This window comes from [Clostridium] scindens, from assembly GCF_019597925.1.
Lineage (GTDB): Bacteria > Bacillota > Clostridia > Lachnospirales > Lachnospiraceae > Clostridium_AP.
The window spans coordinates 289,968-310,397 of sequence record NZ_CP080442.1 but is presented as its reverse complement, the minus strand read 5'-3'; the positions used below and the strand labels follow the sequence as shown (position 1 = coordinate 310,397).

At 39.9% G+C, this 20,430-nt stretch carries 12 protein-coding genes and 1 pseudogene; all 13 read right to left on the bottom strand.

The features are described from left to right. Positions 1–8 precede the first annotated feature (8 nt). The 13 genes and pseudogenes from K0036_RS01375 to K0036_RS01315 all read right to left on the bottom strand — a co-directional run bounded on the left by K0036_RS01375 (position 9) and on the right by K0036_RS01315 (position 20,392). A complete protein-coding gene (locus K0036_RS01375) occupies positions 9–737 on the bottom strand; it encodes a GntR family transcriptional regulator (RefSeq protein ID WP_220430534.1) in 729 nt (242 codons plus the stop codon). 240 nt (positions 738–977) lie between these two features. Continuing rightward, the gene (gatB, locus tag K0036_RS01370) at positions 978–2,396 is read right to left on the bottom strand and encodes an Asp-tRNA(Asn)/Glu-tRNA(Gln) amidotransferase subunit GatB (protein ID WP_049947307.1); all 1,419 of its coding nucleotides are present in this window, start codon (positions 2,394–2,396) and stop codon (positions 978–980) included. A 2-nt stretch (positions 2,397–2,398) separates the two neighbouring features. After that, positions 2,399–3,583: an amidase family protein gene (locus tag K0036_RS01365; RefSeq protein ID WP_220430533.1), complete on the bottom strand. Its 1,185-nt coding sequence runs from the start codon at positions 3,581–3,583 to the stop codon at positions 2,399–2,401. 10 nt (positions 3,584–3,593) lie between these two features. Further along, positions 3,594–5,672 (bottom strand): aspartate--tRNA ligase, encoded by a 2,079-nt coding sequence (gene aspS / locus K0036_RS01360; protein WP_025645922.1) that lies wholly within the window; start codon positions 5,670–5,672, stop codon positions 3,594–3,596. Positions 5,673–6,010: 338 nt separating this feature from the next. Then, on the bottom strand, positions 6,011–7,093 hold the full coding sequence (locus K0036_RS01355; RefSeq protein ID WP_259283362.1) for an asparaginase: 1,083 nt from the start codon (positions 7,091–7,093) through the stop codon (positions 6,011–6,013). A gap of 1,202 nt (positions 7,094–8,295) precedes the next feature. Then, the gene (locus K0036_RS01350; protein WP_220430532.1) at positions 8,296–9,603 is read right to left on the bottom strand and encodes a DGQHR domain-containing protein; all 1,308 of its coding nucleotides are present in this window, start codon (positions 9,601–9,603) and stop codon (positions 8,296–8,298) included. A gap of 120 nt (positions 9,604–9,723) precedes the next feature. Next, the gene (locus tag K0036_RS01345; RefSeq protein WP_220430531.1) at positions 9,724–10,050 is read right to left on the bottom strand and encodes a DUF896 domain-containing protein; all 327 of its coding nucleotides are present in this window, start codon (positions 10,048–10,050) and stop codon (positions 9,724–9,726) included. Then, positions 10,047–10,837, bottom strand: a pseudogene (locus K0036_RS01340) (DNA-methyltransferase). The gene K0036_RS01345 and the pseudogene K0036_RS01340 overlap by 4 nt, the downstream one beginning before the upstream one ends. A gap of 582 nt (positions 10,838–11,419) precedes the next feature. Then, positions 11,420–13,000, bottom strand: a complete 1,581-nt coding sequence (locus K0036_RS01335; RefSeq protein WP_220430530.1) for a P-loop ATPase, Sll1717 family — start codon at positions 12,998–13,000, stop codon at positions 11,420–11,422. Positions 13,001–13,951: 951 nt separating this feature from the next. Further along, complete coding sequence (locus K0036_RS01330; RefSeq protein ID WP_220430529.1) at positions 13,952–16,309, bottom strand: SIR2 family protein; 2,358 nt, start codon at positions 16,307–16,309, stop codon at positions 13,952–13,954. Between the two features lie 343 nt (positions 16,310–16,652). Further along, the gene (gene rlmD / locus K0036_RS01325; protein WP_220430528.1) at positions 16,653–18,044 is read right to left on the bottom strand and encodes a 23S rRNA (uracil(1939)-C(5))-methyltransferase RlmD; all 1,392 of its coding nucleotides are present in this window, start codon (positions 18,042–18,044) and stop codon (positions 16,653–16,655) included. Between the two features lie 104 nt (positions 18,045–18,148). Continuing rightward, the gene (locus tag K0036_RS01320; protein ID WP_220430527.1) at positions 18,149–19,090 is read right to left on the bottom strand and encodes a 3'-5' exoribonuclease YhaM family protein; all 942 of its coding nucleotides are present in this window, start codon (positions 19,088–19,090) and stop codon (positions 18,149–18,151) included. 24 nt (positions 19,091–19,114) lie between these two features. Beyond that, a complete protein-coding gene (locus K0036_RS01315; RefSeq protein WP_220430526.1) occupies positions 19,115–20,392 on the bottom strand; it encodes a S1C family serine protease in 1,278 nt (425 codons plus the stop codon). Between the last annotated feature and the right edge of the window lie 38 nt (positions 20,393–20,430).

Sequence of the window (20,430 nt, the reverse complement as noted above, 5' to 3'; positions counted from 1 at the left end):
TTCCCACCTCATTCCTCTCTTCTTCGCATCACGACCGCATGTCTGTAGCGGTCGGATCGGTATATCACTTTGCTGTATTCTACCAGGGTTCCCTCCTGGCTGTAGGATTCCCTCTCAAATGCCAGAAGAGGCGCATTCTCTTCTACATCCAGTGTCTCTGCTTCATATTTGCCTGCCGAGACTGCCCAGATTTCTTCCTTTACTTCTGTCACTGCTATATGATAATGTCTCTTCAGATTCTCATACATGGACTCTCCGTCAAGCAAAAACTCTGCACCTTGCTCTCCCAGGATCTTCCCCGGCAGATAAGAATCATTGATCGACACTGGCTCATCATCCGTGCCCCGCACGCGATAAATGTGTACTGCCTCCTCTCCGGCCCCGATTCCGAGTTTTTTCGCAAGCTTCTCATCTGCCCTTATAATCTCAAAAGACCGCTGAAGTATCTGGGGCTCATATCCATGACTCTTTACGATCTCTGTAAAACTCAGCAGATTTGGATTATTATCGGTCAGTCTTGAATATGCAACCTTTGTTCCTTTGCCCCGGACAATATAGAGATAGCCATCCTGCACCAGCTCGCTGATTGCGCTTCTCACCGTCGTTCTGCTGACTCCATATTCTTCTTCCAGTTTCTTTTCGCAGGGCAGATATTGCCCCCGTTTATAATCTCCGCACTGTATCTTCTTCTTAATATCATCCCGCATCTGCTGATAATATGGCCTGCCTCTTCCCATATAATCCCCCTCTGTATCATGTACTTGGCGCGTCTTTATGACGTCATGATGTCATGTTTTCTTTATTTTATAGTTGAAGCGACAGTTTCACAATGCGGGAATCTGATGATTTTGTTCGTTATCTTCCGGTCTTTGCGTTACTCTTCTCAGATATAACTTAAAAAAGTGGCGTCGGAGTTCTTGCTCCAACACCACTTTTCGTACTCTGAACCAACAACCACTGTTTGTCGAAAAAACCTTTTATTTTAATTTGTTTTCTAACATTTCTTTGATGACTGCAGGCTCGACGATGCCTTTTAATTCGCGCATGCAAGCGCCAAATACAGACTGGATCGCCTTCGCCTTGCCATTCTTATAGTCCGCGACTGCCTGCGCATTATTTTGGATCGCCTCATCAATGACCTTATCAACCACAGCCATATCAATTTTTTTGTCAAAGCCATTCTCCTTACAGTACGCGACAGGATCTACGTCTTCTTTAAGTACAGCCACCAGGATTTTTTTGCCGGATACGCGGTTGATCTCGCCCGCATCTACCATTTTGATGATTGCCGCTAGTTTTTCCGGCGAAATGGATAGTTCATCTATGGTCTTGCCCTCTTTGCGCAAGAGGCCTACGCTCTCTGTGAGAATCCAGGACGCCGCATCTTTGGCGTTACATCCAAGCGCGACAACCCCATCCAGAAGCTGGGAAATATTTTGATTGGCTATGATCATGTCTATTTCTTTTTCCGATATGCCGGCTTCGCTATATTCCACCACCTTATCGTTAATCTCCACCGGCCTGTTCTTCTTAATCTCCTCAATCCACTCATCATCAATAATGATTGGCATCAGGTTGGCATCCGGGAAATAACGATAATCTGCTTCTGTTTCCTTGTTACGCATAGCAAAGGTCTTGCCGCTCGCGTCATCATAGCGTCTTGTTTCCTGAACCAGTTCTTCTAATTCATACTCGATCGCGTCCATATGTCTTTGCGCCTCATAATTGATGGCTTTTTCGATCGCTTCAAAAGAACTCATATTTTTGATTTCTGTCCGGACGCCAAACTCCTGGCTTCCTTCCTCGCGAACCGAAATATTAACATCGCAGCGCATCGCGCCTTCCTCGCATTCAGAGATGCCGCTAAAGCGGAACATGGATTTTAAATTTGTAAGGTATGTGATAACTTCCTCCGCACTTCTAAAGTCAGGCTGGGTTACGATCTCAATAAGCGGTACGCTGGTACGGTTAAAGTCCACATAAGAGTAGCTGCCGCTATGAACCAGCTTTCCCGCATCCTCTTCCATATGGATCTGCTTGATGTGAATGTCGCGGACGCCTGCGGACGTCTTTACCTGTACGCAGCCATTGGTACAGATCGGATGGTTGATCTGGGTGACCTGGTATGCGCAGGGCAGATCCGGATAATAATAGTTTTTCTTGTCAAATGTCGTATATCTGCTGATCTCGCAATTTAACATCAAGCCGGCAAGAACCGCAAGCTCTACCACTCGCTTATTCATTACCGGAAGCATGCCCGGCATGCCGGAACAGGCCGGACATACGCAGTCATTCGGAGTCTTCGCCGCGGCATGGCCCCCGCAGGAGCAGAATATCTTAGATTCGGTTTTTAATTCAACGTGCGTTTCAAGCCCGATTACAACTTCATAATTCATACTTATTCACCTTCCTTTTCAACGGCTCCAGCCATACTTAAAAGAATGCTTTCGCTAAAATGTCCGCCCATTAACTGAACTTTGCGGCTAACCAGGGCAGGAATCCCGATCAGATTTGCCACGGAGGTAAATATGCTTTCTTCATAAACCTTTTCAAAGGCCGCATAAATATCATAACGCTCGTAACTTGTTTTGCTGCAGGCAGGCGTAAGAACCGCATCGTACTCTTTCATGAGCGCCGCAAACTTTTCTGCCACGACACGGCGGATTCTTAACGACTTATCATAACAATCCTTATACCGGTTCTTGGAAAGAACGTCAGAGCCATATAAAATGACTGCCTTCGTAAGGAAGTTAAACCCTTCCGTTCTGGAATTTACATACAGTTCATCAATATTTTTATAGTTCTCTGCACGACGTCCATATTTTACGCCATCAAACCTGGATATATTATTACAGGTTTCCGCGGACATGAGAATCTGCCATGCCGTATTCGCCATCTCAAAAAAGTCGCAAGAAATCTCTTCCACGGTCACGCCCCTGTCCGTGAGTTTTTTGGCAAACGCTCTCACGTTTTCCTGCGTGTCCGCATCTGCGATTTCTAATAATTCTTTGACGATGCAGACACGTTTGCCAGCGATATCCTCGTCTGTATGATATTCATAGGTCTGGGTCCTCAGACTTGTTCCATCTTTATCATCGTGGCCTGCAATCACACCCATCACTTCTTTTACGCCTTGGATGTCAGGCGCGTATACGCCTACCTGCTCGCCAGATGCCGCTGTTGAAATGATTCCATAACGTGACACCGTACCGTAGGTGGGCTTAAGGAAATCTACATTCGCAAGAGCCGCCGCACGTCTCGGCGCGCCATTTACATCCACTCCAAGCGCTGCTTTCACATCGGATTTTGCTACCAGCGCTGCTGCCGCGCCTTCCAGTTTCGTATCCTCCTGCGCATAGTGGGAAAATTCGCCCACCAGATCCAGCCCGAACTCGCCTACATGGCATTTCCCGGATACCAGGTATCCGTTCTTCTCCAGGCGCTCTACTGCCTCAGCGCTGAATAAAGGCTTGAATCCCATCAGAATTTTCGAGCCATACGTTGACTCGGCACCCTTCACAAGAATGCTATCATCCACGGCAATGGTGCCGTTTTCATTTATTTTTGCTGCATAATATTCCATATCATCCACCTCACTTTACAAGTCTTGGAACCTGCCAACTATTTTCGTTGTGCATAGGCGCGCCTTCAAGTAAACTTTCTCTTGTAAACAATTGTTCTCTGACATCCTCACGCAATACATTGTTCATAGGCATTACATGAACCATTTCCTCGACATTTTCCGTATCGACTTGCAAGAGAATCTCTTCTTTTTTCTTCATCCGGTCAAAAATGCCTTGTACTTCCGTGTCTTCTTCCTCTGTAAGGGATATCTGGTTCAACTGCTGCGCATTGGAAAATGTAGAGCGTTTTCCCTTCGCATACTTTCCATCGCCGCTTCCTGCGAAAGCATGTTTTGCCAAAGCGTTGGAATTCCCTAATAGATGGACATCCTCAAGCTGCTGGCTCGTTACTTCGCTCGGCGCGCCAAGCAGCAGATCCTGCGCATTTCCATTTAATGGGAATGCTATGACGTCCAGAATCTTCTCTTCATCCGTAAGAAGCATTACCATACGGTCAACGCCCGGCGCCATGCCCGCATGCGGCGGCGCACCGTATTGGAATGCGGTGTACAATGCATTGAAACGCTCTTTCAGTTCCTGCTCATCATATCCGGCGATTTCAAATGCCTTCTTCATAATATCAATGTCATGATTTCTAACGGCGCCGGATGCCAGCTCGATCCCATTACATACCAGGTCATACTGGTATGCCAGCACTTCTGTAGGATCTTTGCCAAGCAAAGCATCCATACCGCCCTGCGGCATAGAGAATGGGTTATGCGTAAATATAGTCTCTCCCGTCTCCTCATCAATCTCGTACATCGGGAAATCCACAACAAAGCAGAATTCAAACGCGTCATCTCTAATAAGATCTAAGTTTTCCTTTTTCGCCAGCCAGGTACGGATCAAGCCTGCCTTCTTCTCTGTATCATTCTTCTTATCATCACAGATGAAGAACAAGGTCTCTCCCTCTTTGATATTGGTAAGGGAGGTAATCTCCGCTTTCTTTTCATCACTCAGGAATTTTGCGATAGGACCCGCAAATACTCCCTCTTTCAGAGTAATATATCCCAATCCGCCAAGAGCCACTTCATCTGACATCGCGTATTTCAGTGAATCTTCGAAGAATTTCTTCGATTTGCCTCTACAATCAGCCACGATACCACGAACCGGCTTTCCTCTAAATGCAGGGAAGGCCACATCCGCGAAAAATGCGGTTAAATCGCAGATTAATAGCGGATTTCTTAAGTCCGGCTTGTCCGAGCCGTATGTCATCATGGCATCCGCATAAGTGATACGCCTGAAAGGCTTTTCTGTAACCTTCTTATCCGAAAAAGTTACAAATGTATCATAAATCACGTCTTCGCAAATATTCAGGACTTCTTCCTGCGTAGCAAACGCCATCTCAAAGTCCAGCTGATAAAACTCGCCCGGGGAACGGTCTGCTCTCGCATCCTCGTCACGGAAGCAAGGCGCGATCTGAAAATATTTATCAAATCCAGAAACCATCAAAAGCTGCTTAAACTGCTGCGGCGCCTGAGGAAGCGCATAAAACTTGCCCGGATGCTTGCGGCTTGGAACCAGGAAGTCACGAGCGCCTTCAGGAGATGACGCGGTAAGAATCGGCGTCTGGATCTCCAGGAAATCCTTATCCTCCATCTTGTTCCTTAAATGACGGATAATCTTGGAACGCATCACAAGATTGTCATGATTCTTCGGATTCCGAAGATCAAGATAGCGATACTTAAGGCGTAATTCATCCTTAATATTTCTGGAACTGCTGACATCAAAAGGCAGCATATTTTTTGATTTGCCTAAAACCACAAGCTCGCTTACCACCAACTCGACAATACCTGTTGCGATCTTCTCATTCACCGTGTCCGGGTCACGCTTTTCAACAACCCCTTTTAAAGAGATCACCGTTTCCCGATTCACATTTTTCAATAATTCTTCGTTATGGATTACCGTCTGCGTCACGCCCGTATAATCGCGAATGTCAACAAAGATTACTCCTCCGTGATCACGAATCGCATCTACCCAGCCCGCAAGCTGAACCGTCTGCCCGACATGCTCCTCACGGATATCATTACAGTAAAGAGTCCTATACATCTGATTTCTACCTCCTAAATTAAATTAAAAAATCCCGAGAATACATATCCAATATATAATACGTATTCTCGGGACGAGTATACAAAGTAACCCGCGGTGCCACCCGTTTTGAAGCGAAAGCTTCCTCTTTTAATATCTGATTTTATACTTGATCATTACATGGAGCGTTCCCAAACTTACTACTCTTCTTAAACACGCTTCCAGTCGACGACGTGTTCTCCCTGTTAGAATTTCCCCAAAAGCTGAGTCTCCGTTTTTATACTAGCAAACATTCCTGGCTAAGTCAACCAAAAATATACTTTTCCTAGTGTCTCCAAATCCTAAGCTTTCATACGGCTCTAATCTCTATAAACGAATTCATCGTTGATTTCTCTATTCATAAATTCCTTCAGTTCTTCCCCTTCGTAGCCAAGCGAGCAGCCAACCAGCAATTTTACATAAGTCATCTCAGAAGTCATCGTCCATACCGGTATGGCGCCACACTTCAAAATGATGCCTGTAGATATGTAATTATACGCGTCTCTGTGGCAATGCTCAAGAAATAGCGGGATCGGAGGCTCGCACTCATCACATCGCTTTTTGAGCGACAGAATGGCCTGACTGGTGTACCGCTTCGATTCGTCGTCCTTGTATGGAGTCACCGCCATTGTGCTTGAATGGTAGGTGCCGTGAAGAATCGCCTTGACCCCCTTCATGCAGTAATGCTCATAATCGATCCCAACATAAGGAATGATCCGAAGAACACAAGACGAGAGTTCAAAGTCGTGATACAAGTACATCTTCTCTTCGCCGGAGGATTTCCCCTTAAAAACAGCGTTCTCCTGGCTTACCTCAGCCATATCCGGACTGTAAAAATTCTCAGAACGGTTGGCGCACTGCAGCAGATGAGAACAATAGTGAATATACATACGCTGTGTTTCCCCGGCCCCGTCAGTCTCTGTATTTCTATACACAGCATAAATATTAGGCTCTATCCCATTGACGATCAGTTCAACCGCAGCCTTGAAGTTCGCGTTGCCATTGGCCTCATCGTCATCCGGCGGAAGCTGGCTGGAAACCAGAAACACAGGAATCTTAGTGCCCGCCATCAGAATCGAAAGCAACGCTCCTGTATAAGCAAGAGTGTCCGTACCGTGCAGGATAATAACGCCATCATATTTTGAATAGTCATACGTTCTCATCTTAGAGATAAGGATGTTCCAATTACCAGTAGTCATATTCTCACTCAGAATGTCAAGGGGCTTCTCTTTGTCAAATGATACGCATTCCTCGGAAGCATAGCGGGAACCGGAGGCTCTGAATTTCTTTTCGATCAGCGTATGCGCACGCTCTGCATCAGAGTCTCGCTTGCCTGCCTTGTCGGCGAATGAGCAGATGGTACCTCCGGTGAGGATGATAAGGATGTTGTGGGGTGTTTTCAATTTGATTTTCCTCCTGGTTTTTTGATATTGGTAGGTGATTGGGGTGTATTGGTTTTTGTTTTGGTATCTTTGGTTTTGTCTTGGTAGAAGCATTCTTTTTCTGCTTCTATGATCATTAGGGTTTTTGCTGGCAGTCAAGATAATGTGTTTGTGATTTCATCAGGAAAAAATTAGGCTATACAATGTAACTAAAATATTATTACCAGAAAAAATGTTTGGTTTTTTAACTTGCCTTCACTACTTGATTCATCAAATTACTTGTAAATGAGAATATTATTTATATTCTCTAAAAACTATAATTAGAGTCAATAGATTGGCTTTGGATATTTTCTTAACTTATCATGATAAACTAATATGTTTTATTAAAATCATCTACGGTATAGGCCTCAAATCCTGTCCAAAGCCTAGTGGTATTTGAATTATTAGGCTTTCAGTATTACCAAAGTTTTCACTTTCGGTGGATAAGAAATTCTATACCTTATAGCAAAAATTTCCACCTTTGTTCTGTTATAAATTACTTGATTTTAGTTTATCTCTCTCTTTCGTTGAAATTCCTCCTCTACAACTTTCTTAATTCTCAAGTATATGTGTTTTATCATACCACCAACAGTTTTTATCCATTTAGGTACCATCGGTACTTTCTCCGAAAAAAAAGCATCTTTAATACAAAAAATATTTATTTGTTCACCATTTATGGAAAACTTTTATCTTATATTAATAAAAAATAATGATAAATTACAATTTCCTTTTTGACCCTTAAGAGATATTTCAAATACAGCCATACCTCTACTTTCCATATGATTCTAGTTTCCGACCACAAATATTTTTCTATTCTATTTTCTTTGTTCATAATAATTATATTATCATCATTTAATTCTATTTTGACCTTGGTAGTTTCTATATCCGAATTCCTTGAAATTTTTGCATAAATTCAACAGACTTTTGCATAATATATTTATAAGGTAGGTGTAATAAAATGAATTCATTAATAGGAATTTCTATACGAGGTAAAACATATTTTTTCTTTAATACTTTTTCTTCAAATCAATTGCTTCTATTAAAACAACTTGTCACCAAATATCGAAAAACAAACTTATTTGCAGAAAAAGATGATGATGAAATTATGAAACAATTTATTATCGATGCGAACATAATTTTAAAATGCTCGTTACACCTTGTAGATATTGAAGAAATATTGATCCTTAAATAATCTCTAGTTCCTCATCGGTAAAATCAAATGCCTCTGTAAGTATCTGTGATGAGAACTTCCTATATTGACTAGAAGCATAAGGAAATGCCTCTTTAGAAAAGTCCACCTTCAAATTCTTTAAATGACTATTATAAAAACCATAATCCTTAATTCCATTTTTTGATAATTGTCTATTATACGCAATAATAAAACCATTCAACGCAATAACAGATATTAATTTAGATGTTGGATTATTCCATGCTTCTTTAAATGTATCCCGGATTGTAGAAAAATATAAATCGATATTTTCTGCACAAAAATCGATATATTTCGTCAATGCTTCCTCGTCTTTTACTAACAGAGCCTCTTTATCACCGTTCCAAAAATCATACAAACTTGTTTTGCCTTCTGCTGGTGTAATTGTTACTAAATAACGCAAAGCAAATTTTATTATAGACGCTACTTTAATCTTTCCTTCATCCAAGGCAGACAGTTCAAATCGATTAAGAAATGTTCTATACCTATTTAATTTTTCCACCACACGCCGTGCAATTCCAATATCTGAAAGCGGATCTTTTATCATTCCAATATGAAGTAGTACATCGGCTGGAACCATTTTCGCATTGGAGTTAATCTCTAAAAAAATTTCGCTTTGAAGTTGCTTACGATCCGCCTCTTTCATACCATCTGGAAAAATTAATCCTGTTACCAACAAATGTAACTGTTTTCTCAGCGGCGCAATTGTTAATTCGTATTTTTCGTTTGCCGGCGCTTCATAATGTGCAAAAATACGATGTTGTCCATCAATTACACAAACGGTATTCATCTCATCAGGTAAAACGAGAGAGCAACGTTGGAAATCTCCTATCATCTCTGCTTTAACAACATTACCTGATTCATCCTCAAATCTCACACTATCTGGCAAAGCAACAATAATATTATTATAGAATGCTGATCCTTTATCAGCCAAAAAAGCTCTGATCTTTTTTATTTTCTCTTTCTCAATCAATCGCTGATATAACCATATTGATTCTTCCCAATTATCTTTTCTAAGCACATAACTAGTCTTTAATAAATTTTCAGCAGACATCATAAAAGAAACAATTCTTACACCATTGCGAATACCAGTAATATCATCTGGATAAATAATAGGTGCCTTAATTACTGTCTTATTTCCTGCGCTTCCACTTGAACCGATCTGATCATTTGTAAGCCCTAAAAATCTAAATAAATCATATCGAGCAGTGTAATATATACATTGTGACATTCTATTAAAATATGCAAGAGTATCTGGCTCCCAAAAAATCACATTAGAATACAAAGATTTTTCATCCTCTGTAAGTTCTAATTGTGCTTGAGAAATATATATATAATAAAGTCTCATTCTATCTATACGATATTTTTCTACAAATTCTTTCTCTTCCGGGAATTTTTCCTGTATTCACGCAATAAAATCTGTCATATTACCTTTTATCTCATTAAATGCCTCACTTTTTTTACGAATATGATTTTTATCTTTTCCCTTACTACATGTATCTTCAGCAATTATTAGAACATTTTCATAAATAAAAAGATAATCCAATTCAACTACACGATATCCAATTTTAAAATGTTTATTAGCCGTAGAAATACTAACAAATCCCATATTCGTAAATGTACTACGTATCTTTTTCCTGAATGCAGTTACATGTCGTTTGCGAAGCTGCTCTTTTTTTTGTGCCTCTGTTATTACTTTTTTCTTCTTTTTCTTATCCACTTTATTTATCATAACAGTTCTCCTCTTGCTCGCACAAACTCTTCTGGTAATTTGGCTACGGCAGAGTTTTTATTAGGTTCAACTACAGGCTTATCCTCTCTTATCTTTACATTTCCATCTGCTGCATCCTTTAATCTACTTACTGAAATATCATAATATTCTTTTTGAATTTCAGCACCTACAAATCTTCGATCCTCTACAATCGCTGCTACCCCTGTTGATCCAGAACCCATAAACGGATCCAGAACCAATCCATTTCGTGCAGTTAAAGCTTTTATTAGTCTTTGTGGAATAGCAACAGGAAATTGACAGGGATGATCTGTTTTTTCTACGTGATTTGCCTTAACATTAGGAATATCCCATACATCTGAAGGATTTTTTCCCAATGGGTTACCACTCAATCGCCCTTTATTCGGACCTTTATATGAGCGTTTCCCAGGATATTTCTGTGGTACTCGTACCTCATCCAAATTGAAAACAGTTTGATCCCCTTTAGTAAACCACATAATAGTTTCGTGTCTTCCACTAAACCTATTTACGCTATTCAACCCATGACCAAATGTCCATATGATTCGGTTTCGTAAAACAAATGGGGATTCTAACTCTTCACTCATACATGTAAAAATATTATATATAATACAATCCAGTGGAATTACACATCTATCAGATACATGATATCCAACCTGCCAGCATACGCTCCCACCTTTTTTACGACCCTATATAACTCATTAAAAATGTTAACATGCTGTTTTCTAAATTTTTCAATATCATCATGAGGATCTTCATAGGCTTTTCCCATACAATAGGGCGGTGATGTTACTACCAAATCAACCGATTCATCTGGAAGGCTTTTTAACAACTCCAAACAATCCCCATTGTGTAATGTAACTTGATTATATTCTTTATAATTTTTGTATATTTCCATCCATACTCACCAAGTATTTCCTTTGTTCAAACTAATTTCCTATACTCTAAAAGTTGATACATTTAATATCTCTACTGCTAAATATAACAGAAATAACCACTCTACTCAACTAGAATCTATTATAATTTTCCTGTGCCTTGGTTTTCTTTCCCATAAATTTTTTATTTTTTCTAAGAGGCATAACTCTTGTTAAAAAGATTATCTTTTGTCAACAAATGTAGGTTAAGCCCCATGATTTTACTAGACAAAATCTCTTTCCATAGTCACATGGAGTTATCCTATCCTACGTACCAAGAAACTTATCCATCTTTTCTCTCCTAAAACATAATTCCTTTGTATTTAACAATCCCACCTAATAACAGGATTATCACACCAGAATTACAATTGACTCCACTTGCAGTAAAATGAAAGTATTATACTACATAATAAAAATCTTTAATTACCCCATCGCTCCAATCAAAATCTTCCAAATTTAGCTCTCTTGTATAATCCATAATGAAATTTGTACGAAATATTTTTGTCAATAGGTACTTTGGGTTCAATGTTAGAGATACTCTTCTCTCTATATGAAAAATGATAATATGTATTTGCATCTCCATTATCTTCAATTGCAGCAATTGCATTACTATCATATAATAACTGCAAAAATTTTTTAGGATCATCTACAAATTCAGGGATATCATCTGCATTGCCCAAGATATAATCTGTAAATTTTTCATATACTGCACTATATTCTTCATATTTAAAATTACTGTCTTTAAAATAATCAAAAAATTTTATAAAATGATTAAAATCATCAACCGAATAATAAAATGACAATTGATCCTTTAGTGAACTCATAAAATATTCTGAATATGCATTTTGAAAATCATCACTTTGATAAATATCCTTTGAGAATTCTATTTCATCTTCTTTACCGTTTTTCAACATATGTTCTTGTAAAATTTTTAATATAACTACTATATCTCTAGGACGGGATAAAGAAATTCTTATAAATTCCATAAATGCTGTATCAAATTCTCGGCTTTGATTTGTAGTTGGAAAAGTCCACGGTAAATATTTTTCCCATAAATCGTCTTCTTCTATTTTCTCTTGTTGATACTCTAATATCCTTTTTGAGACTTTATACAAATTTGAAGTTTTATATTCTTTATAGGTTGTCCTCCAATCTAAAAATACTGCGTTATCTCTTAATTTATTAGTCGCATTCTGAAGATTTAATGCTGAATATATATCTGGTCTCAATAACAAGACAATTTTTAAATGCCCCTTAGAATCTTTAACATTTTGGAATAATTCCGTATTTAATGCCCAGCACGCATCTGCAAGGCCACGAATACATTGAATATAATCGTCATATGGAATAACATTAGGTCTTATATCAATACCATCTATAAAAAGGTTAACATTTTTATTTAACTTTAAGTTCCTAATTGCATCACTAAATTGTTTTTCAATATAAAATAAATTCATTTGAAAGCGTGTCTCAGTAAACTCTAGTGTTGTGCCATTCTTACCAGATATTTCCGAGTATTTGCATATTAATTTTGCTGCCAGCTCTGTTTCATCAACAATTCTTAATGCTGTAATAATCTCTGGCGTAAATGCATTTAAATAATATTCATCTATAGCTTTAACCAGATTATCAAGATTACTTTTATTAAATATTGAAACAACTTTATCATCATCCGTTATATTTTTACTTAATAATAGTAATAATATTACTTTCCATATGCCAACGAAATCAGTCAATTCTAAGTTTTTTTGCTTCTTTATATTGTAAAATTTATCATAATCGGTTGCTGATATATATGATAAAACAGTTTTATTTTCTCTATAGTTATTATTTTTTAGATAAACCGAATATGCCGTTTTGCCTGTGCCTTTCTCTCCAATTAAAAAATATATATTGGGGTTAATAAGCTTTTCAAGAAAATAATTTTTCACAAAAATGTCATTGAACATTTTTTTATTATCTCTACGTGCATAATTCTGAGCATCCGAAAATCCTAAGTTTAATTCACTAATTTTTTTCATTTTTCCCTCCACTATTAATTTTAAAAATATTAATATATTATTTATTTTCAAAACATTCATTTTTCTTACCTCACCTGGGTAATACGAAACAAATTTCAGTTCATCTAAACATAAAAGCACACCTACATATCACCGTCAAAACCGCCAAACCCTTTGATTTACTGGGTTTTCTTCTCCAGCAATACGACGGTTTCAACATGCGGTGAAAGGTGTCTTTTATACTACATAGCAAAAGTATCTCCCCTAATATTACGGGGGTTTTCCATGGATTACACTATATCACCGAGTTACCCCTTCCAGCAGTTTTTCACCCCTTTTCAGAAATTTTTACCCCTACGTAATAGATTTACCACATTCACATTTTGCGTTACGGAACAAGAATCTGCACTTTACTCACCAAGTAATTCTGTCATTCATTTAGAAACCTCCGAACCCTGTTCCCTGCAAGTGGCAATTTCACGACTTCTTCTGTAGCTCCTTACCTCCAAAACCTGTTCCTCACATAACAATCCCCGCTACAATTTTTTTCACGCTGGCACTGCTTTTAAACTCTTTGCCACAAAACAGACATCCTGTTTTTAAAAAGTGAAATGCCATTACCCCATTTCCTACTGTACTCTTCCGAATGGTATATGCGCCTCAATCTCTCAGGGTTGATTTCATTTGGATAGCCGCACTGTATGTATATAGATCACTAGCGCACTTTCTCCATTTTTTCCCATTCTTTGCTCTCATGAAATGTTTTCGTATCTATGTCTTGTGATTTGCAGTAATTATGTACCTTGTCTCTCAAAATGCCTAAGGCTATCGCCATCTTCCTATATCCAACCCCCATCCTTCTGAAGCGCACAATTGTATGTTTCTGTTCTTCTGTCATTTAACATAACTGCTTTTATAGTTTTGTTATCCAGTAATTGCCCTAAATTGCTTTTTTGTCAAGGAGTCTTATTATTAAGATTTTATAGTTCTTACAAATGATTTTTCCATATCCTCCAACTTAGCAACCAATTTCTTGGCCTTATCTAAAATGTCGGTATCGCAATAATATTCAACATATTCATTACATGTATTTTTCATTAACTCATAGCTGTTCATTCTCTTTCTAGGCTTTAACTCGTTATTGAGATACCCTTTATTAAATCTGTAATAATCTGAATTTACAGCCTCATATCCCAATACAATTGCTTGTTCTAAATAATACTGTTTTTCCCCCTTGTCCTTTTCCAAATCACTAATCAAGCAACTAATTAACGAAGATGTTAACGCTGCCTTTGATTTTATTGCATAACCACCATCAAAATATGCTTTTACCGAATATGAATATGCCTCTTTCAATTTAACTGGATCACCGTAAAAAAGTCTGTATATACTTTTTGCTCGTTGTAACCAATAATGTAAACTATCGCTCAAATAGTATTCTAACTTTTCATAAACTTCAAAGATTAGGCGTCCGGCCCCCTTTTTTCCTCCAAATAATTGGTTTAAAGTATCGAAAAGTATTATATCTATATATATTCTATATCGTGTTCTATCATTTTTCACCATTTCAACAATATGAATAATGCAATCTATAATATCCTCTCTATCAATTCTATCTAAAAGTTTCATCAGAACTACTTTACTATTATGAACTAATTTTGTTGTTGAATAATTTGCTCGTTCGTTTATATCAACAGGAACTTCCTCAATTATAAGGGGAAAATGTTTCTTAAATTCTGCCACCTCTAACAAAGGTATATCTAACGCCATAACATCACTCATATAAATTTTATCAGATGCCGTCAATAATAATAGTAAAACTTTTTCATTAAATGATAACGTTTTGGGAAAAATATTTAAATTTGGAATATCTATTTTCTGTTTCTGTGACAGCTTCTCTAGATAATCCATATTAGTATTGTTTGCATAGCGTTTAATCAATCCATAAGTGTTTGCTTTGTCTAAATTCTGCTCTAATTCATGTCCTTCAAAAGTACTTTGTATCTCAACAAAAACAGCCTGTAAAGACTCCATAATAAAGTTATCATTTGAATTAACCGCTATAACCAATTTATTTAAATTCTTTTTTAACAACTCATAACTATTTGCCAGCAATCTATAACATCCACTCGAAATTGAATTGCTATCAAATATAAAATAACTATTATGTTCATTATTTAAAAGCAAATATACTAACTGTTCATCCACAAATGTAGTAGATGGAAAGAAATAAATTGTATTCCTTCTCTGTCTTTCACAAAAACTACATAATAGAAATGTTTTTCCGCTAAAACGTCTGCCTTTAACTATAACACAATTATTGGTTTTTAATTGATTCTCTACTTCTTCAATACAGTTCCTCAAAACATGCATTCCACCTTTACAGAAGGCATTCTGGCTTTCATCAAAAATTGGATTTCCTGCCAAAAGTTTAATTGTATCTACCTTATTATCCATTGCATTCACTGATGGACTTTTAAATTTGTAATTGGCCAAATTTTCTTCTGCCGCTAATCTCCGTACTTCTTTGATTAATTCCCTATAAAAATAGGAGTAATCCTCTACCAAAACAATTGTATTTATTCCGTAATCTTTAAGTCCGACTTCTTCACGAAATGTTGGTTTTTTCTCACGTAATAGAATTTTTAGCGTGCTTGATGTGTGTTCTGCTGTACCATATACATATTTTAAATCTGGTTCATTTAATAAACTACACCCAATAAATATCATATTACTCGTTGAAAAGTCTGCTTTCAAATTATGTAAAAAATCTTTATTTTCTTTAGATGTTATTGACTGCATATATTGCTTATGACTAAATACTATATTTTCATCAGTTAAATATGTAACTTCCGAAAATGCATCTCCATGCAATTTATATAATAATTTAATTGATGTATTCGGTGCATTTAGGTTTTTATAGGGCATAATCGGTTTGAAATAAGTTGTATTTTCAATGGCATCATCAATATTAAGTGTATATGCATAGGGCCAGTTAATTTCTAATAATTCCTTTTGCTGTGTACCAATCTGAACTTCTGTAAAATAATTTTTAAAAAATTCTGTTCTTATCACTTTAGGAACTAATTCTATAAATAATTCCGATGTTTCATTGAAATCAATATCCTTAATATCATCTTCACATATTTTAGGACAATGCTTTATTAATAATTCTTTCATCATTTTTGTTGCACTTTTTCCATCAGGCACAGTACCATTATAAGCACAACTATTCATTGAAAATCCGGCCCCAAAAACAGGAATTATATTTCTTTCACAAATCAACCTTGCTATTGTACTTATACCATTAAACTGAGATAATATATCCATATAGTTGTCTCCATCCATTTTTATTTTAAAATTGGTATTAAATTCTATTCAACACCTTTAATAATCCTACTACTCCCCTTACTTAAATCTTTACAATATTTCACACCGCATAATAATATCTATAATGAAGCTCCGAACACCTTTTACGTTTTTTCATATTTATAGTATCGAAAATTATTTTAATCTAAGGGTTTTGCCAAATTGTATCTCTTATTCAACAAATCCTCATTTTCAAACCATCCGGCGTTATCCCCGTCCCCCTATCTGCGGAAACTTATCCATCTCACCATCCGCAAAAACACAACTCCATTTCCTGCTAAAAATCCCGAAAATCCGCCTAGAATCAAGTTTTCCGCACGAGAAGCACGGCGGTTTCCACATGCACCGTATGCCCAAACTGATCCACGCCTCTCCCCCTAACCAGTTCATACCCCTTCTCCCTCAGGAACTTCACATCCCGGGCCAGGGTCGCCGAGTCGCAGCTCACATACACGATCCGCTCCGGCTCCATATCCACCATGGTCTGAAGCAGCGATTCCTGGCATCCTTTCCTCGGCGGGTCCACCACGATCACGTCTGCGTGGGCCTTCCTCCCATGCTCTTTCTCATACTGCGCATAATACTCCGGCAGCACTTCTTCTGCTTTGCCCACATAGAACCGGGCATTCTCGATCCCATTGATTTTCGCGTTATTCCTGGCGTCCTCAATGGCCTGGGGCACGATCTCCACGCCATAGACTTCCTTGGCCTTCTGCGCCAGGAACAGGGATATGGTTCCGATGCCGCAGTAGAGGTCCCAGACCGTCTCTTTGCCGGTAAACCCGGCGTACTCAAGCGCCAGTCCGTATAGTTTCTCCGTCTGGACTGGATTTACCTGGTAAAAGGACAGCGGCGAGATCTGATACTTTACATTTCCTATATAGTCTGTAATGTAGGTCTTCCCCCACAGAGGCTCGATCTGGCTGCCCATGATAACGTTCGTCTTTTCTTTGTTGATGCTCAGGGTAATGCTGGTCATTCCTTCGATCTTTGCCAGGCGCTCTGCCAGGATATCCCCGTGGGGCAGATGATTTCCGTTGATCACAAGGCAGACCATGATCTCTTTCGTGACGAATCCGTACCGGATCAGCACATGGCGTACCAGGCCTTTATGCTCCGTCTCGTCATAAGCGCTGATCTTATACTCTTCCATAAATGCAAGAATCTGCTTCAGGATTATTTCGTTTACTTCCACACCTAATGCGCAATCGGTATTGGGGATGATGCTGTGGGTCCTTCCGGCGTAGAATCCGGTTATGATGTGTCCCTCTTTGTCCGTTCCGATGGGAAATTGCGCCTTGTTCCGGTAGTGAAATGGGTTGTCCATGCCTACGATCGGCTCCATCGCCTGATCCAGCACTTCTGCCGGCACTTCTCCGATACGCATAAGGTTTCCCCGGATCTTGTCTTCTTTGAAAGCCAGCTGGCGGTCATACTCCATCTCCTGGATCTGGCAACCGCCGCATTTGCGGGCCATCGGGCATTTCGGCTGTTTTACCCGGTATGGAGATGGCGTAAGAATATTCATCAGCCTTGCATAGCCGTAGTTCTTCTTGGCCTTCATCACTTTAGCCTCCACCACATCGCCGATGATGGCGTCTTTAATGAACAGCGTGTATCCATCCACCTTTCCGATGCCTTCTCCGTTAATTCCTATATCTTCGATCGTAACCGTAACCAATTCATTTTTCTGCATAAACATACTCCATTTCGTCAATTGGGGACAGGGTTAATTGCAATTGGGGACGTAACACTTTTGAAAAATGTTACGTCCCCTTTTAAAAAGTGTTACGTCCCTTTTTATATACTCGTCTTCCTCAGGTTTGACTCGAACAGGCGGTTGTAGCCCAGCCATTCATTGGTATTCTTGTCTTTGAAGATCTCCGTCAGGGTCTGCATCTTCGCGTCCGTGCAATCCGCGAAGTTCAGGGCCAATGCCTCCGCAAGGGCCGGTTTTTTCGGAGAACCGTATTCCAGTTCGCCGTGATGGGCCACGATGCAGTGCTTCAACTCGCTCGCCAACTTCTCCGGAAATCCGGGGATGGTACGGATCGCGTCGCTCATCATTTCCACTCCGATGATGATGTGGCCCAGTAACTGTCCGTCGTCCGTATAGTCATTTTCCGGAAAGGTGGACAGTTCCTTGGTCTTTCCAATATCATGACAGATCGCTGACGCATACAGCAGGTCTTTATTGAGAATCGGATAAGCGCCTACCATGTATTCGCAGAACTTTACCACGCTCAGCGTATGCTCCAGCAGTCCTCCCGCAAACCCGTGATGTACGGTCTTTGCCGCGGAGTGTCCCTTGAATGTCTTGATGAACGTCTCATTATTTACAAAATAATACTCTACTGCCTGACGCAGATAGGTATTTTCAATCTGGCTTACATAGCCAAGCAGTTCCCGGTACATTCCCTCCGTACTTTTCTCGCTGGTGGGCATGTAGTCCGCCGCCACATACTCGTCTTCCTGCGCCTTGCGGATCTGCTTGATATTGAGCTGGAGGTTGTTGTTATAACTGATCACTTCTCCATATACTTCTATAAAATCCATCTCGTCGTAATCTGCGATTCCGCTGGAATTGGGGTCCCAGACTTTGCCGTCCAGCGTCCCTGTCTTATCCTGCAGGATCAGATTGTCGTATGGCTTTCCATTCCTCGTTTCAGCAGAACGTTTCCCCTTGCACAGGTATACGTTCTTAATAGTCTCTCCCTCGCAGAGGGTGTTGATGTACCTCATATGTTTGCCTCTTTCTAACTTATCTTATTCTTTGCTGCCGATCGTCACGCCGAAGTCTATATCCACATAGCCGCCTGCGCCTTGGCGATGCCCTCTGATCTTAATCTTCTTGCCTGATTCCAAGTCCATAAGCGCGGCGTGGTATGTCGCCACCGTAGCCACATCCGTGCCATTGATATTCGTAATGATATCGCCGCACTGGATCCCGGCCGTCATAGCCGGAGAATCGGTCTCCACTTCCTTCACATAGACGCCCTTGGGAATACCCTGGGCCTCGATCTCCTGGGTAACATCCACGCCCCGGATTCCAATGTAAGGGACGCCCTGTCCATTTAGCAAAAACTGCATCATCTCTTTGATGTCCGAGATACCGAACCCGGTCACCAGGTTCATGCTGTCTTCCTCGGAAATGCTCTGGTCTATGATGCCGATAATCTCGCCTTTCAGATTCACGATGACGCCGCTTCCGTTCCTTGCCCCTGCAATGTCCGTACAGATCAGCCGGTATTGCCCGTCTGCGAACTCTGCCGAATTCTTGCTGGAGGCCACCGTTCCAAATCCTACTGCGCCCGCATATCCAAACGGGCTTCCTAGCACGATGGCCGGGTCGCCTTTGGACACGGAGTTGGAACTGCCAAGGGTTGCCGCCTTGATCTGGGACCAGGTCGTATCCTGGATATCCCCCCGGCTTACCGCGTAGATTCCAAAGTCCAGGGTGCCGTCTTTTTTCTTCAGGTTAGCCTTATAACTGTGCCCGTCTGAAAATATAATATGAACATCGCCTGCTTCCTTTATAATAGAAGTCTTGCCAAATACCAGCAGTTCCTGCCCATTGTCTGCAATAATCAGCCCTGCCGTGCTGTTCTTATGGTCATAGGAATCGGTCATCCAGTCCTGATCGCCCGTGGTTCCGGCGATCTCCACCACCGATTTGTTGGCCTCGGAGGCCACCGATGTCAGAGACTGCTGCATCTGCCTATAGCTTTCTGCGTCCAGAACCTGCTGGGTCGCTTCCGGCTCGTCTTCCGGCGTGGCTTCGTCTTCTTCCTCTTCCTCTTCGGGAATCGTGACTTTCTGCGGATTGCTTTGAAATAACTCGTCCATCCATGGCTTGAACGCACTGAAACTAAGGCTGGCTACCAGACCAAATACCAGGCCTAGTCCGGCCATCCGGAAGATATCTTTTTTTACTTTTTTCTTGCTGATTGTCTCATCTTTAATCGTTTCCTGCAGAAAGGAATACTCCTGCTCTTTTTCTTCTTCCCGATTTATTTCTTCTCCTGGATCTTTATGCTCTTCCATAGACGCATCCTTCTCCTTTACAATCCTTTCTATAGTAT

Bases quoted from the DNA above. Each gene is read 5' to 3' on its own strand.
- K0036_RS01365 (WP_220430533.1), bottom strand. From the start codon at position 3,583: ATGGAATATTATGCAGCAAAAATAAATGAAAACGGCACCATTGCCGTG.
- K0036_RS01315 (WP_220430526.1), bottom strand. From the start codon at position 20,392: ATGGAAGAGCATAAAGATCCAGGAGAAGAAATAAATCGGGAAGAAGAA.
- K0036_RS01345 (WP_220430531.1), bottom strand. From the start codon at position 10,050: ATGATAAATAAAGTGGATAAGAAAAAGAAGAAAAAAGTAATAACAGAG.
- K0036_RS01375 (WP_220430534.1), bottom strand. From the start codon at position 737: ATGGGAAGAGGCAGGCCATATTATCAGCAGATGCGGGATGATATTAAG.
- K0036_RS01330 (WP_220430529.1), bottom strand. From the start codon at position 16,309: ATGGATATATTATCTCAGTTTAATGGTATAAGTACAATAGCAAGGTTG.
- gatB (WP_049947307.1), bottom strand. From the start codon at position 2,396: ATGAATTATGAAGTTGTAATCGGGCTTGAAACGCACGTTGAATTAAAA.
- K0036_RS01335 (WP_220430530.1), bottom strand. From the start codon at position 13,000: ATGAAAAAAATTAGTGAATTAAACTTAGGATTTTCGGATGCTCAGAAT.
- aspS (WP_025645922.1), bottom strand. From the start codon at position 5,672: ATGTATAGGACTCTTTACTGTAATGATATCCGTGAGGAGCATGTCGGG.
- K0036_RS01320 (WP_220430527.1), bottom strand. From the start codon at position 19,090: ATGAGGTACATCAACACCCTCTGCGAGGGAGAGACTATTAAGAACGTA.
- rlmD (WP_220430528.1), bottom strand. From the start codon at position 18,044: ATGCAGAAAAATGAATTGGTTACGGTTACGATCGAAGATATAGGAATT.